The organism is Nocardia terrae, from assembly GCF_009760405.1.
GTDB lineage: Bacteria > Actinomycetota > Actinomycetes > Mycobacteriales > Mycobacteriaceae > Nocardia > Nocardia terrae.
On record NZ_WRPP01000011.1, the window covers coordinates 206,286 to 220,636 of the forward strand.

Consider the following 14,351-nt stretch of genomic DNA (forward strand, 5'->3'; position numbering starts at 1 on the left):
CGGCTCTAGTCGGGGATCGAGGCGGTGAGGGGCATGTTGACCCAGCTCGGCGCATCGGGGTCGAGGCGCAGGTGCTGGGGCTTCAGGCCCGAGTCGGCCAGGAAGATCAAGGGCGGCAGGCCCTTCGGGAAGTTGCTCGCGTAGATGTCGACCCGCAGGCGGTGGCCCGGCTGGAGAACGGCGTCGATGGGGGTGACCGCGACGTCCAGGGTGACCGGGACGCCGGGGATCGTCGGCTGGCGCCTGCTCAGGTCGAGGAAGTAATGCGGCTCGGTGTAGTCGCCGTTGGCCGAGGTCTTGCTGGTGTCGTCGTCGACCTGGCGCACGGAGGCCACCAGCTGGCCGGTGGCGATCTCGCGCGAATTGCCGTCGGGGGACACGTCGTTCACGGTGGCGACCCAATAGCCGTCGGCCGCGTCCTGCACCGTGTTGAGGTGCACGTTGATCGGGCCCGAAATGGTGGTGGGATCGACGACCGGGCTACTGGTGAAGGTCAGGCCGTCGTTCTCCCAAATGCGTGAATCGTTGCCGCACGCCTCGATGAGGGAGGTGACGCCCGCCGAGATGCGGGCCACGTCGCGGCCGCACAGGCTCAGCAGGCCGGGCGCGACCGTGAGATCGTTGACTGAGACCTGACGAGGCGTTTCCGACAGTCCGCCATCGTATTTCGAGTTGGGGCTGGTGCCGGAGGGGATGTCGTCGAGATACACCCGGCGGTAGACCGCCTCGGATCGCGGGAACTGCGGTGCGTCGGTCCAACCGCCACCCTGCTGCTTGACGGTGAGCGGCGTGTATTTGTCGATGCCGTTGTCGATTCCGCGCAGCCAGTGGTCGAACCAGGCCCGCTGCAGCACATCCAGGCGCGGCGGCATGCCCGGATGGCCGAAGCCGGCCACACCCGTGCCGAGGTGGTAGCCGTCGCCCATGACCAGCTTCTTCTGCTCCTCCGGCAACGGGATGGAGTTGAAGGTGTCGGTCGGGGTGCTGCCGAAGATGTCGAACCAGCTGCCCACCATGAAGGTCGGCACCTGGATATGGGCGACGTCGGTCTTCAAGCCCTTCCGGAAGTACGAGTTCGGATCCACGAGCTGGCGTGTGCGCGCGGTCAATTGGTCCGGTGTCAGGGCGGTGTAGCCGTTGACGACCATGTCGACCAGCGTCAGCGGATCGGCGATGCGGTCCTTCAGCCACTGCAATTGCTGTGCGGGATCGAACTTTCCGACGATCATCGAGGTCACGTCGGGAATCATCTTGAGCGCGTTGACGCCGATCAGCCAGGGCACCAGGAAGCCGACGCCGACCGCGCCGCCGCTGCCCGCGATGTCGTTGAAGATGTCGCCGCTGCCCTCGTAGGCGAAGACGGCCTTCAGGCCGGGCGGCATCCGATCGGTGGCCTCGAGCGCGCTGATCGCGGTGAACGAGACGCCCATGGTGCCGACATTGCCGTCGCTCCAGGGCTGGCGGGTGATCCAGTCGATGACCTCGGCGATGTCCTGCTTCTCGCGGTCGCCGAAGACCTGCCAGTCACCGCCGGAGGTGCCGGTGCCCCGAAGATCGACCTGCACCAGGGTGTAACCGGCGTCGGCGAGCTTCCAGTCCTGCGCGGCAGCCTCGATGAACCCGGAGTCGGCCTGCCGGGTGAGGTCGAACAGGCCGTCGAGGCCGACACCCGGCAGATTCAGCGAACCGGCCCAATCCTCCAGGGGTTTCTTGATTCCCAGGCCGTCGGCCGCGCTCAGCACCGCCTGGCCGACCAGCAACGGGAGCTTGCCGTAGCCCTGCATCTGGAGGATCACCGGGCGTTTGCCGTCGGCGATGCGGCCGTTCCGCGCGGGATGGATGATGTCGGCCTTCAGCACGGTGCCGTCGTCCATGGTGATCGGCACCGCGAGATCGGGTGAGACACCGTTGTAGGGCTGGGGGCCGTCGACGGCCGCGGTCCAGCCCGCCGCGTACTCGCCCCCGTCGATACCGGTGAACGCGGTGCCGGACGAGGCGATCGGTGCCAGGAACGGCGTGCACGCGAGCATCGCGGCCACCGTCACCAGGCCTTTCAAGGCGAATCCGAGCGTTCGCCTCCGAGACTTCAGCACTGTGTCCCACCTCTCACAAATGTCATGGGCCAGATTGTTGCTACTCGCGAGTAAGTACGACTCGCCCCAGGGCGACATCGTTTTACCCCGGGGCGACAGCACCTGTCGCCCTTGCGTCCCAGACAATTTCTGCATTACGCTCCGGGTCCGAATCGCAGAAGGAACCGTGGGGGAGGTGACCCGCGATGACGATCATGGCCCGTGCGGCGAGCCTGCGCGGCTGCCGCGAGCTGATCGACGAGCTGGGTGGTGACGGTGCGGCGCTGCTGCTCCGGTTCGGTATCTCGCTCGAGGCCGTCGCGAGTGACGACGCGCTGGTTCCCGCCGAATCCCTGGGCTGGGCACTGGAATCCGCCGCGGTCGAACTGGCCTGCCCCGATCTCGGATTGCGGCTGGCGGACCACCAGGACGCCGGCATTCTGGGGCTGCTGGGGGCGGTGGTCACCAATGCCGCCACGGTGGGCGAGGCCATTTCGTGCGCCACGAGATTCATATCCGTTCAACACGCGGGCATTTCGATCCGGCTGGTGCCGGATCCGCACGGGCAGTCCGGCATTATCGCGCTGAACTACCGCGATATCGCGGAGGCCGGCGGATTCAGCCAGGGCGTCGACCATGCCGCCGGCATCATTCACCGCAACCTCTTCCGCGAGGTGGGCGACTATGGGTTGCGGACCGTTCACCTGCCGCACCCACCCCGCGCTCCGGTCGCGCGCTATGCCGAATTCTTCGGTGCCGAAGTGCGTTTCGACATGCCGACCACTGTGTTCCGCTTTCCGGCGGAGCTGCTGAGCCGTCCCATGGCCGGTCGAAATCCCATGCTGTACAAGCTCGCGCTGGATTTTCTGGAGCGCAACCACCCCGAACCCGACGCCGGCATGACCGCCCGCGTCCGCCTGGCCATCGACCGCGCCTTCCTCGAATCCAAGGCCGATATCGACACCGTGGCCCGCATGCTCGCCATCCACGAACGCACCCTGCAACGCGCATTGGCCGCCGAGGGAACGACTTTCACCGCGGTCCTCGACGCCGCCCGCCGCGACGCCGCCCGCCGCCTGCTGTGTGAGACGGACCTGCCGATGAGCCGCATCACCACGCTCATCGGGTTGCGCGAGCAATCCGCCCTGACCCGGGTCGTGCGCCGCTGGTACGGCACCACCCCGCAGCGGATGCGGATGGCCGCGCGTGCCCAGCGCGGCGATCGGGGAACTTTTCTTCAAGACTCGGTGCGGGTATCCGGACGATAGTGGAGGCTCGTTCACGAGGAGGGCCTCCATGCGGATTCTCATTTCCGGTGCCAGCATTTCCGGCCCGGTCCTGGCGTATTGGCTGACCAGACACGGCTTTTCGGTCACCGTGGTGGAGCGGGCGGCGGCCCCGCGCAAGACCGGCGGGCATGCGGTCGACCTGTTCCGGCCCGCGGTGGACATCTCGGAGAAGATGGGTGTTCTCGCGCGGATCGAGGAGCGGGCCACCGGCACGAGCCGGATGACGCTCTGCCGGGAGGGCGGCCGGCGGCCCGTACGGGTGGATCTCGCGAAGATCTTCGGTGCCGCCTCGGACCGGCACCTCGAGATCATGCGCGACGATCTGAGCGAAATCTATTACGACGCAACGTGTGACGATGTCGAGTACCTGTTCGACGATTCGATCACCGAGCTGTCGCCCGAGGGGGAGGTGCGGTTCGAGAAGGCCGCGCCGCGTCGCTTCGACCTCGTCATCGGCGCGGACGGACTGCATTCCGGCGTGCGGCGGCTCGCCTTCGGCGACCGCTCCGACCGCGGCGATTTCATCGGGGCGTACCTCGGCGTGCTGACTCTGCGCGACGCCTCCGCCGTCGACGGCGAACTCCTGATCCACGTCGGCGTCGGCCGCACCGCGGGCATGTACGGCGCACGGCATCCCGGCGAGGCGCGGGCGCTGTTCCTGTTCCACAGCGAGCGTGAGCTCGAGTACGACTACCGCGATGTGCCGCGGCAGAAAGAGCTGCTGCGCAACGCATTCCACGGCATGAATCCGGATGTGGACCAATGGCTGAGCGAGCTCGACAGCACGCCGGCGTTCTACTTCGACTCGATCACCCAGCTGCGCATGGACACCTGGTCGCGAGGGCGAGTGACACTCGTCGGCGACGCGGGCTACTGTCCCGGCCCGGCCGTCGGCGGCAGCACCACGCTCGCCGTCATCGGCGCCTACGTTCTCGCCCGGGAGTTGGCGCGGGCCGGCGGCGATCACGAGCGCGCCTTCCCCGCCTACGAGCGCGCCATGACCGCTCCGGTCCGGGGCAGTCGCGCGGTCGCGCTCAGCGCAGCGAAGACCCTGGTCCCGACATCGCGTCTCGGCGTATCCGGATTGGTGCAGGGCGCGCGCCTGATCTCGGCGCTGCCCCCGGGGCCCAGCCGAGCCTTCCTGCGCCTGACTACCAAGAGCGCCCGGCTCTACAACTCCATGACCATCGACGACTAGGCGGCGGCCGCCCCGGCGCGGTCGGCGGGACGGCGGGCGTCGATCCTCGTGATCAGGCGGTGGCCGAGGTTATGGCACGGCTTCTCGATCAGGCGGTAGGTGACGGCCGCGATCGACACCGCGGCGATCACCCAGGTGAACAGGGTGAGCCAGGTCGCGGGGATGCCCAGGACCGGTGTGGTCCAGCGCGGACCGTCGAGCAGCAGCGCGTGAACGAGGTAGAGCGAGTAGCTGATCCGTCCCAGGAAGAGCAGCGGCCGCGGGAACGAACGGCGGCGCAGCAACAGCGCGCCCGCGAAGAGCAGGTAGGCGGGAATGATGGTGAAGGGCTGCTTCAGCCAGGTGACCCACACGCCCGTGATCGGGTCCGGGGCATCTTTCACGAAGAGGCTGATCCCGAAGATCACGCACACGGCGAACGCGAACACCGCCCAGCCGCGCCGGGCGCTGATCTCTCCCGACGTGATCCGGTAGAGCACCGTGCCCACGAACATGGTGGCGAAGTAGCCGAAGGTCAGCACCGACGGCCCGGGCTGGTTGAGCACCAGCGGAACGGCGATGAACGCGAGCAGGATTGCGGCGAGAGCCGAGACCCGGTCGGCGGCCAGGCGGGCGAACACCAGCGCCACCAGGATCGTCGCGGCCGCCACCAGCACGCGCGTCAGAACGGTGGCCTGCGAGCCGGTGAGCATCGACGGCGTCAGCAATGCGCCGGGGGCGATCAGGCAGACCGCGAGCACCGCCAGGGGCACCGATCGGCGATTGAGCCCGCCGATCAACAACAGCGACAGGAACAGGTAGAACGCGAGTTCATAGGACAGCGACCACGAGGCGCCGACCACTTGGACATCCGGGCCGCCGAGGAAGAAATGCACCATCGTCAGGTTCGAAAGAAACTCGAGCCCGGGATGATCCAGAAAACCCTTCGGCAGGTTGTAGCGGTGAATCGAGTGCAGAATTACGGCCGCGGTGATGCACGCCCAGTACAAGGGGTACAGCCGGAAGAACCGACCCACCCAGAAGGCGCGCAGCGACCGGCCCCGCTCCATCGATGCCGGAATGATGAAGCCGCTGACCAGGAAGAAGACGAAGACTCCGAACTCCCCGAGCCCGAAATGGGCTTCCGAGAATCGAAAATACCCGGGCCACAACCGTTCCGACGCGTGTTGAATCACCACCGCCAAGGCCGCCAGGCCGCGCAGCGCGTCGAGGAACTCGAATCGGCCCCCGCGACCCCGTGTCACGCGTTCGACCGGCGCGATCGGAGTCGCCACTTCACCATCAACAGTCACGCCAGGGTCCCGCCACGTACTCGAATACGGTCATCGAACAACCGCTGCGGCGGCGAACGTTTCAGATTTGTAGCAGATCGCCTCAGCCTCCAGCAACGGGTTCAACCCGGCCCCGCCGGTTCCAGGTGAACGGCCGATACGATCGCGCTCATGGCATCGCCCGACAGGAACACCGGTATCCGAGCTGTCATCACCGGCCCGACAACGGGATACAGCGGCCAGACGATCACCCTCGACGGCTGCGGGTCTCAACCCGGCGACGTGCCCATCCGCTACCACTGGACTCCCGACCCGGCGTTCTTGACGACGAACCCGGACTTCGCCCAACGGGCCGAGCGCTCTTCGGTCACGCTCGTCCTCCCCGACGTGCCGTTGCGAACCGTCCGCAGAATCGGGCTGACGGTCCGCGGCGCGGACAACGAGCCGTCTGCCCAGGCGCTGCACAGCATCGCCATCAAGCCGACACCGGCTTGAACGGCTCCGCCCGCGAGTGATGGGACCGTTGTCCCGTCACCGGTGTACTGTTGGTGACGGGACAACAGTCCCATCACTTCGAGGAGGGCTCATGCAGGTCTTCATCACCGGCGGTACCGGCACCGTCGGTTCCGCGGTCGTCGCCGAACTGCTCGCCAACGACCACACCGTTCTCGCACTGGCCCGCTCGGACGACTCCGCGCGGACCCTCGAGGACGCCGGCGCCAAGGTGCTACGAGGAGAACTCGCGGACCTCGACGTCCTGCGCGCCGGCGCCGCCCAGTCCGACGGCGTGATCAGCCTGGCGTTCAGCCACGACTTCAGCGACCCGGACGGCCTGGCGCGAGCCATTGCCCAGGAGGGCGCCGCCCTTGCCGCCCTGGGCGACGAGCTCGTCGGCAGCAACCGCCCGATCATCACGGTCTCGGGCACACCGGGGGTACCCGGCCGTCCCTCGACCGAGGCCGACCCGATACCGACCGATGGACCGGTGGGCGGCCGAGGCCGTTCGGTCAACGCGCTACTGGAACTGGCCTCGCGCGGCGTGCGTGCCACCGCCGTCCGCCTGCCCCGCACGGTCCACAACGAGGGCCGCGGCGGATTCGCCGGCCTACTGGTCGACGCGGCCCGCCGCACCGGGGTGTCCGGCTACCCGGGCGACGGCGCCCAACGCTGGCCGGCCGTGCACGCCCGCGACGCGGCCACCCTCTTCCGCCTCGTCCTCGAATCGGCCCCGCCCGGAACGGCCTGGCACGCGGTGGCCGACGAGGGCGACACGGTGCACGACATCGCCACGGTCATCGGCCGCCGACTGGGCCTCCCGGTCGAGCCGGTGCCGGAGAGCGCTTTCGGCCCCTTCGGCCCGATCTTCGCCATGGACCAGCCCTCCTCCAGCACCCACACCCGCCAGGCCCTCGGCTGGCAGCCCACGCACCCGAGCCTTCTCGAGGACTTGGAAAACGTTCAGCCCTGACCAGAAACACCGTTGGGCTGGCACCGCTTTCGCGGTACCGGCCCAACGTTCGTGCAATCCTCTGGTGAGCTAGGGGTTGTAGATCTCGACGTAGGCATTCGTCGCCACGGCGAAGACGCCGGGACCCATCCCGGTACAACCCGCCGAGACGGTCTGACCGGACGGCGTGAACGGATAACTCAGCACCTTGTAGGGCCCGACCGCATACATCGGGAACGGCCCACTGGCATACAGGCCGACACAGTCGAGGTGCAGCACATAATTGGCGCCGCCGTCGGCCCCGCACACCGCAGACGCATCGAACACCCCCTTCGTCACGCTGCAATCCTGCGGCGCGGCCTGCGCACTACCCGCCCCCACGAACCCCAACCCCGAAATGCTCACGGCCGCAACAGCCGCGGCGATACCCAATGACCTACTCATGAATCCCCTCAGCTCGCGTCGTAAACATTTCCGAACGGTATCGTTCTGCCCCCCAACCATGTTTCACCCCGAAACGACAACCAGCGGATCCAAAAAGCAAGAAGGCCGGTCCTCCACGAGGAACCGGCCTTCATTTACTGCGATTGTGGAGCTAAGGGGAATCGAACCCCTGACCTTCTCGATGCGAACGAGACGCGCTACCAACTGCGCTATAGCCCCGCGGGGACGTTTCCGGCCCGCGATGGAGAACTTTAGCAGGTGGGGTGGGGAGTCGACGAATCGGCTGGTTGGGGGTGGTTTAGGTGGGTTGGCTGTAGGACTCTAGGACGCGGAGGAAGAGGTCGGTTCGGTAGGTGCGGATGGCGGGGTTGTCGGGCTCCAGGAGGCATTGGGCGAGGGTGCCGTCGTGGACGGCGACCAGGGCGCGGCCCAGGGCTGCCGGGTCGGGGATGTGGCGGCCGTTGCGGTGCATGAGGGTGACCACGACGGGGGTGAGGGCGGCGGCTATCGCTTCCTCGCGGGCCACCATCACCTGGCGCAGGGCGGGGTTGCGCAGGGCGTGGGCGGTGAATTCGGAGGTGATGCGGAACCACTTGTCGTCCACCGGCACTGCCGCCAGCACCTGCTCGACGGCCCGCCGCGGATCGACCGCGACCCCGCCGGGCGCGTCCAGGACCGCGGCCGCCTCGGCGAGCATGCGGCCGGATCGCTGCTCCCACATGGCCAGGAACAGTTCCTCGAGCGAGGTGAAGTTCGAATAGAAGGCGCCGCGGGTGAATCCGGCTCTCTCGCATACCTGCTCGACCGAGCAGCGTCCGAAACCCTCGTCGGCGAAGGCTTCGAAGGCGGCGTCCAGCAGGCGCTGGCGGGTTTCGGATCGCCGGCGGCGCACCTTCACGCCGTCGGCGGTCGTCGCTTCCTGCTCGGATTCGTCATCGGCCCTGCTCACGACCGCATCGTATCCGGCGGCGGGGTCACCGGAGTCCCGCGGCGTGGGCGGCGTCGGTGAGGACCCGTTCGAGCATGGCGGGGGAGAGGCGGCCGGTGAAGGTGTTCTGCTGCGAGGGGTGGTAGGTCCCGAACAGGTGCAGGGCGGACCGGCCGGGGCGGGCCGGAGCGAGTTCGACGTGTGCGCCGTGACCGAACTTGGGCCTGGGTTTGGGTATCTCCCACCCGGATTCGGCCAGCGCGGGCAGCAGCGCCTGCCAACCCCAGCCGCCGAGCACCACGATCGCGCGCACGGTCGGCGCGAGCAGATCCAGTTCGGCGTCCAGCCAGCGCCGGCAGGTGTCGCGCTCGGCGGGGGTGGGTTTGTTGTCGGGCGGGGCGCAGTGGACCGGTGCGGTCATGCGGGTGCCGAGCAGGCGCAGCCCGTCGTCGGCGGACAGGCTGGTGGCCTGATTGGCCAGCCCGGCGGCGTGCATGCAGGCGATGAGCACGTCCGCGCTGCGGTCGCCGGTGAACATGCGCCCGGTGCGATTGCCGCCGTGCGCGGCGGGAGCCAGACCCACCACCAAGAGTTTCGCGTCGGCCGGACCGAACCCGGGAACCGGCTTGCCCCAGTAATTCTCGTCACTGAACGCGGCCCTCTTCTCGTGTGCGACCCGCTCCCGCCAGGCCACCAGTCGGGGGCAGGCGCGGCACGCGGTAAGTTCCGCGTTGAGCTGGGCAATTGTGCGGCACACAAGGAGATTCAAGCGCACGACGGGGACATCCGTGCGGCGACGCGGCGATCTCAGGTGCCAGGGCTGGCGATGTCGCGGGCCGGGCATACTTTGCGCCGGTAGCCGAGAGTTAGCGATCAGGAAGGGAACCGGCCACGCAATGAGTGATCTCGTCGAACTCGGCAGCGCCGCCGACGCGGCGCAGAGCGCGGGAAATCTGGTGGGCGTGTTCGCATTCGGACTGTCGGGCGCGCTGTTGGCGGTGCGCCGCCGCTTCGACGTGGTCGGCATCGCGGTGCTGTCGATCGCCACCGCCACCGGCGGTGGCGTCATCCGCGATCTGGTCATCGGCCGCACTCCGCCCGTGGCCTTCGTGCAGCTCTCCTATGCTGGAATCGCGCTGCTGGCAGCGGTGCTCATCTTCTTCTGGCATCCCCCGGTGCGGGTGATCCGCACACCGTTGAATGTCGCCGACGCCATCGGCCTGGGCATCTTCTGCGTCACCGGCACGGTCACCGCCTTCCAATACGGCATGTCGGCCACCTCGGCCGCCGCCCTGGGCGTGGTCACCGCGGTCGGCGGCGGTGTCATCCGCGACGTGCTGGCCGGCGTCACCCCGAGCGTGCTCTCCGACGGTGAGCTCTACGCGGTGCCCGCGCTGCTCGGCTCGGCGGCCACCGCGACCCTGCTGCACTACGGCCAGTACACGTACTGGACAGGCGGTTTGGCAGGGGCCGGCGCGGTGGGTCTGCGCCTGGTCGCATTGTTCCGCCACTGGCACGCCCCCATGGCCCGCCCGCACCGCCGCCGCGACGACAACTCGTCGGTCTAGGCGGCTCTGTCGTGTCGCCGGGCACGCTCCGGGGTGATTGATAGCATGGCGAAGGCTTCGCCGACCGGCAGTGAATCACACCTCCGAAAGAGTTCCTTCCAATGCAGTTCGAGATCGTCGAGCGGGACGAGACGTGGGTTGCCGGGCTACCGGTACGCAGCCCGAAACGTGCCCTCGGTGAACTGCGCGACCATGATCTGGAGGTGGCCTGGGCCGCCGTCCTGCATCAGGAACTCGGTGGCCCGCTGGCCTCGGCCTACACCGATTACGCGGCCGAGCTGGGCACTTACAACACCCAGATCGTCGGCTACCAGTGCGGCTCGCTCGCCGAGGTGACCCGCGGTCACATCGTGGCCCGGCTGCCGCGCGGCACCTACGCCCGCTTCTCCTCGGTCGGCAACTTCCCGCAGGTGATGACCGATCTGTGGACCCAGATCGCGTACGCGGAGGAGCACAACCAGATCAAGCGGATCCACACCGGCGACTTCGAGACCTACCCGCACGCCTACAAGATCGATCTCTATCTGGCGGTCGAGCCCTCATGAGCTATTCGATCGTGGTCCGCACCGGCGGCGTCTACGGCGGCCTGGTGGTCCCGCGCGTGCGCCCCAGTTTCAAGGTCTCCAACAGCGAGCTCATCGAGTTCCTCCGCGATCGCCTGCGCGACCGCGAAGGCACCGAACGCCCCCTGGCCACGGTCTACGTCCCCGACCCCGCGGGCAACTACAACGTCCTGGTCTCCTACGAGTACCCCGGCCCCGACGACGTCCCCACCGGCGACGTCCTCATCCGCGTCCCCAAGGGCGTCTACGCCCGCTTCCGCCCCAACGGCGATTACCACGATCCGGCCGAGGACGTCTGGGCTCAGGTCGACGACGCGACCGCGTCCGCCGAGATCACCCGGGCCTACCGGGAAGAGATCGAAATCTGGACCGGCCCCGCCGAACTGGAGCTTTTCATCTCCATCCTGGTGTGATTGCTGTCTGTTAGCTAAACGAGAACCAACTGGTCTTGTGGTTGTATTTCATGACTGTTCGCAATGGTTTGACCTGGGGAGATTTCCGGAGACTTATCCGGGTTTCGAGGGATTTGCCGGATGCCTGGACAATTTGTGGCACCTGACGGATACTCCCCTAGGTGCCGATGTCGGGTGCAACCGATACGTGATCGTATCGACAGCCCCCACTGCGGCATACGCGCGGCAGACAGTGCAGTAATGGAGTGGGAACTTATGACCGTTGATCCGATCGCGCATGTCCCGCCGACAGGTTCCGGTGGTGAGATGCTGCGGCTCCAGGATGCGCTATCCGGGTACACGTTTTTCTTTGGCCCGCCCCACGCCGACCCTGTGCTGTGGCGGTCGTACATGGAGGGCGCGCTGCGGGTGTACGGACACTACGGTGCGGAAAGCGCCGTCGACTATGACAAGGTCATCGATGGTTCGTCGACCGCCTTGTTCGCGGTGGCTGTGGATTCCGATGGGCAAGCCGTCGCCGGTGTGCGTGCGGAGGGGCCGTTCAAGCACGTGGACGAGGTCCCCTCGGTCGTAAGCTGGGCGGGTCTTCCCGGCGAGGCCGCCTTCCGGAAAATGGTCGCCGACCAGATTCCCGATGGTGTGTACGAGTGCCGGACCGGGTGGGTCGTTCCGAAGTCTCCACAGCATCGGATGCTGGCTGATTGGGTCGCGCGGGCGATCATCCACTTCATCCCCATGCTGGGAGCCCGCTATTCGGTCGGTGCGGCCGCCGAGCACGCGCTGCCGCTCTATCGCCGGGGAGGGGCGCGCGCGGCCTGGTGGATTCCGGCCTCCTCGTATCCCGACGAGCGCTATCGCACTGTCCCGTTGTGGTGGGATCTGCGGACTGTCCGATCCCTCGCGACCGCAGAGCAGGCTCGTGCGATCGATGCGGAGTGGGCGACACTCAGCGCCGTCGGCCCGATGCCGCCGACCTCGTGGTTTCCTGACCAAGGTCGGGCACAGGCATGACGGAAGATCGCTCCGCAGTGGTCGAATACCGGCCGCTGCTACTTAATGAGCGCAATCCGGAAGATGCTGCAATGCTCGCGGAATTGCGTGCGAGCAAGGCTATCGAACTGGTCGACAAACGCAATTTGCTGCGCGCCGAATTTGCGACTTTGGTAAATCCTCCCGAGTTGTCCGAAGGGCCCGAAGCGGAGCGCTGGGTTTACTATCCGTGGCGTCGTGCGGCGGTTGCTCTGCCGGGACCGCAACTCCTACGGGCGCTCCGGCTCGATCGAAATCGCAATATCGTTACTCCAACCGAACAAGCGACACTCGCCACGCAGTTGATCGGCGTCGTCGGTCTGAGCGTCGGCCACGCCGTCGCCCATACGTTGGCGCTCGAAGGCATCTGCGGCGGTCTGCGGCTGGCGGATTTCGACGAGATGGAACTGACCAACCTGAATCGTGTACCGGCCACCCTGTTCGATCTCGGCGTCAACAAGGCGGTGGTCGCCGCGCGGCGGATCGCGGAACTGGATCCCTATCTGCCGGTAGAGGTTTACGGCCAGGGTTTGGACGATGACAACATCGACGCTTTCCTCGACGGGCTGTCGATAGTCGTCGAGGAATGCGATTCACTCGATGTCAAACTCGCCCTGCGCGAGGGAGCTCGCCGACACCGTGTACCTGTGCTCATGCAGTCCAATGACCACGGTCTGCTCGACGTGGAGCGCTTTGACCTCGAGCCGGACCGTAGACCCTTCCACGGCCTGCTCGGCGATACCCGCGCCGCCGAACTACGTGGCCTGTCGACGCGCGACAAAGCCCCGTACGTAATCCGAATCCTCGATGGCCGCAACCTTTCCGACAAGCTCGCAGCCAGCATGGTGGAGATCGGCGAGACGATGAACAGCTGGCCGCAGCTGGGCGGTGATGTTCAGCTTGGCGGTGCCACTGTGGCGGCGGCGGTGCGCAGGATCGGGCTCGCGCAAAAACTGCCGTCGGGGCGCACCCGGATCGATGTGGACCGTTGCCTGGACGATCTCGCCGAGCCGCTGCCCGTTGTCGAAACAACGCTGGCGGACCAGCCGTTCGAGGAGTCTGTACCGGAGCGGGGAATCGAGAGTGTGCTGTACGCGGCCCAGCGCGCACCTTCAGGTGGCAACGTACAACCATGGATACTGCAGGCTGACAAGGGCCGGGTGACGATCTCCCTTGCCCCGGAACGGACCTCATCCATGGATATCGGCTATCGCGGAAGTGCGTTGGCGGTTGGGGCGGCGCTGTACAACGCGCGGGTGGCGGCAGCGGCGCACGGCATGCTCGGTGCCAGCCGGTTGTGGAGCCGGGATCCGGCGGAACTCACGGCTGTGCTCGAGCTCGGCGAGGGGACAGATTCTCGACTGGCCCGCGATTACTCGGGCCTCTTGGCTCGTCACACCAACCGGCGTGATGGAACGGGCGCACCGGTGTCCACTGAGGTTCTCGAGTCGATCGGCGCGGCGGCCGCGTTCGGCGGAGGTGGACTGCGCTGGGTAACCGGCCGATCCGAGATCGAGCAGGCGGGTCGGCTCCTCGCCGAATCGGATAGGGTGCGCTACCTGACGCCCGGATTGCATGAGGAGATGTACGCCGAACTGCGCTGGCCAGGTGATGATCTGCGCATCGGGGTAGATGTAGGGACCCTCGAACTGGCTCCCGACGAGATGGTGAAACTGGAGGTCGCGAGCCGAGCCGACATCATGGCGCAGTTGCGTGCCTGGTCGGGTGGCGTCGCTCTGGGGGATGCGATCCTCGATCGGATCCGGACCAGTTCCGCGGTCGCTGCACTGACCTACCCCGTGCCCACCGACGGAGATGACCTCGTTGCCTACGCGAGGGCTGGCGAAGCGCTGCAGCGGGCGTGGATCGAGGCCGAACGGCAGGGGCTGGCCGTACAGCCAGTATCTCCGGTCTTCCTGTTTGCGCGACGTTCCGATGAACTCTCTGCTGTTTCCCCGGAGTTCGCCGATACACTAGCTTCACTTCAGGACCGTTTCCTGGACTTATTGGGAGTGCCACCGGACGAGTTGATGGTGTTGGTGTTACGCCTGAGCTACGCGGCGGCCGCCAAGGTCCGAAGCCGTCGGCTCCCGGTACCGCAAGCGGGACTGTTCGGCTAGTGCGATCGG

General features: G+C 67.1%; 14 protein-coding genes and 1 tRNA gene. 9 read left to right on the forward strand and 6 right to left on the reverse strand.

The window, feature by feature from the left end:
* Positions 1–5 precede the first annotated feature (5 nt).
* Complete coding sequence (locus tag GPX89_RS37925) at positions 6–2,057, reverse strand: CocE/NonD family hydrolase (protein WP_235949011.1); 2,052 nt, start codon at positions 2,055–2,057, stop codon at positions 6–8.
* 221 nt (positions 2,058–2,278) lie between these two features.
* Here GPX89_RS37925 and GPX89_RS37930 point away from each other — a divergent pair, with 221 nt between their 5' ends.
* Both GPX89_RS37930 and GPX89_RS37935 read left to right on the forward strand, forming a co-directional pair.
* A complete protein-coding gene (locus tag GPX89_RS37930) occupies positions 2,279–3,340 on the forward strand; it encodes an AraC family transcriptional regulator (RefSeq protein ID WP_157392578.1) in 1,062 nt (353 codons plus the stop codon).
* A gap of 28 nt (positions 3,341–3,368) precedes the next feature.
* Positions 3,369–4,559 (forward strand): FAD-dependent monooxygenase, encoded by a 1,191-nt coding sequence (locus GPX89_RS37935; RefSeq protein WP_157392579.1) that lies wholly within the window; start codon positions 3,369–3,371, stop codon positions 4,557–4,559.
* On the opposite strand, the gene GPX89_RS37940 is transcribed toward GPX89_RS37935, so the two are convergent.
* The gene (locus GPX89_RS37940) at positions 4,556–5,851 is read right to left on the reverse strand and encodes an acyltransferase family protein (RefSeq protein WP_157392580.1); all 1,296 of its coding nucleotides are present in this window, start codon (positions 5,849–5,851) and stop codon (positions 4,556–4,558) included. The genes GPX89_RS37935 and GPX89_RS37940 overlap by 4 nt on opposite strands.
* Positions 5,852–6,001: 150 nt before the next feature.
* On the opposite strand from GPX89_RS37940, the gene GPX89_RS37945 reads away from it, so the two are divergent.
* Both GPX89_RS37945 and GPX89_RS37950 read left to right on the forward strand, forming a co-directional pair.
* Positions 6,002–6,325, forward strand: coding sequence for a hypothetical protein (locus GPX89_RS37945; RefSeq protein ID WP_157392581.1), 324 nt, complete (start codon positions 6,002–6,004; stop codon positions 6,323–6,325).
* A 91-nt stretch (positions 6,326–6,416) separates the two neighbouring features.
* Positions 6,417–7,298, forward strand: coding sequence for an SDR family oxidoreductase (locus tag GPX89_RS37950; RefSeq protein WP_157392582.1), 882 nt, complete (start codon positions 6,417–6,419; stop codon positions 7,296–7,298).
* 69 nt (positions 7,299–7,367) lie between these two features.
* Here GPX89_RS37950 and GPX89_RS37955 read toward each other — a convergent pair whose 3' ends face one another.
* The 4 genes from GPX89_RS37955 to GPX89_RS37970 all read right to left on the reverse strand — a co-directional run bounded on the left by GPX89_RS37955 (position 7,368) and on the right by GPX89_RS37970 (position 9,406).
* Positions 7,368–7,616 carry a hypothetical protein gene (locus GPX89_RS37955; RefSeq protein ID WP_328602764.1) on the reverse strand — a complete coding sequence of 83 codons (249 nt, stop codon included), beginning with the start codon at positions 7,614–7,616 and terminating at the stop codon, positions 7,368–7,370.
* 251 nt (positions 7,617–7,867) lie between these two features.
* A tRNA-Ala gene (locus GPX89_RS37960) sits at positions 7,868–7,940 on the reverse strand.
* Between the two features lie 79 nt (positions 7,941–8,019).
* The gene (locus tag GPX89_RS37965; protein WP_328602765.1) at positions 8,020–8,670 is read right to left on the reverse strand and encodes a TetR/AcrR family transcriptional regulator; all 651 of its coding nucleotides are present in this window, start codon (positions 8,668–8,670) and stop codon (positions 8,020–8,022) included.
* Positions 8,671–8,695: 25 nt separating this feature from the next.
* Positions 8,696–9,406, reverse strand: coding sequence for a uracil-DNA glycosylase (locus GPX89_RS37970; protein WP_328602766.1), 711 nt, complete (start codon positions 9,404–9,406; stop codon positions 8,696–8,698).
* A 139-nt stretch (positions 9,407–9,545) separates the two neighbouring features.
* On the opposite strand from GPX89_RS37970, the gene GPX89_RS37975 reads away from it, so the two are divergent.
* From GPX89_RS37975 to GPX89_RS37995, 5 genes are all read left to right on the forward strand, one after another.
* The gene (locus tag GPX89_RS37975) at positions 9,546–10,217 is read left to right on the forward strand and encodes a trimeric intracellular cation channel family protein (RefSeq protein WP_157392585.1); all 672 of its coding nucleotides are present in this window, start codon (positions 9,546–9,548) and stop codon (positions 10,215–10,217) included.
* A 101-nt stretch (positions 10,218–10,318) separates the two neighbouring features.
* Complete coding sequence (locus tag GPX89_RS37980) at positions 10,319–10,762, forward strand: GyrI-like domain-containing protein (protein WP_157392586.1); 444 nt, start codon at positions 10,319–10,321, stop codon at positions 10,760–10,762.
* Positions 10,759–11,193: a GyrI-like domain-containing protein gene (locus GPX89_RS37985; RefSeq protein WP_157392587.1), complete on the forward strand. Its 435-nt coding sequence runs from the start codon at positions 10,759–10,761 to the stop codon at positions 11,191–11,193. The genes GPX89_RS37980 and GPX89_RS37985 overlap by 4 nt, the downstream gene beginning before the upstream one ends.
* A 255-nt stretch (positions 11,194–11,448) precedes the next feature.
* Positions 11,449–12,204: a hypothetical protein gene (locus GPX89_RS37990; protein ID WP_157392588.1), complete on the forward strand. Its 756-nt coding sequence runs from the start codon at positions 11,449–11,451 to the stop codon at positions 12,202–12,204.
* Positions 12,201–14,342: an Rv1355c family protein gene (locus tag GPX89_RS37995; RefSeq protein WP_157392589.1), complete on the forward strand. Its 2,142-nt coding sequence runs from the start codon at positions 12,201–12,203 to the stop codon at positions 14,340–14,342. Before GPX89_RS37990 ends, GPX89_RS37995 begins: the two co-directional genes overlap by 4 nt.
* Positions 14,343–14,351 lie beyond the last annotated feature (9 nt).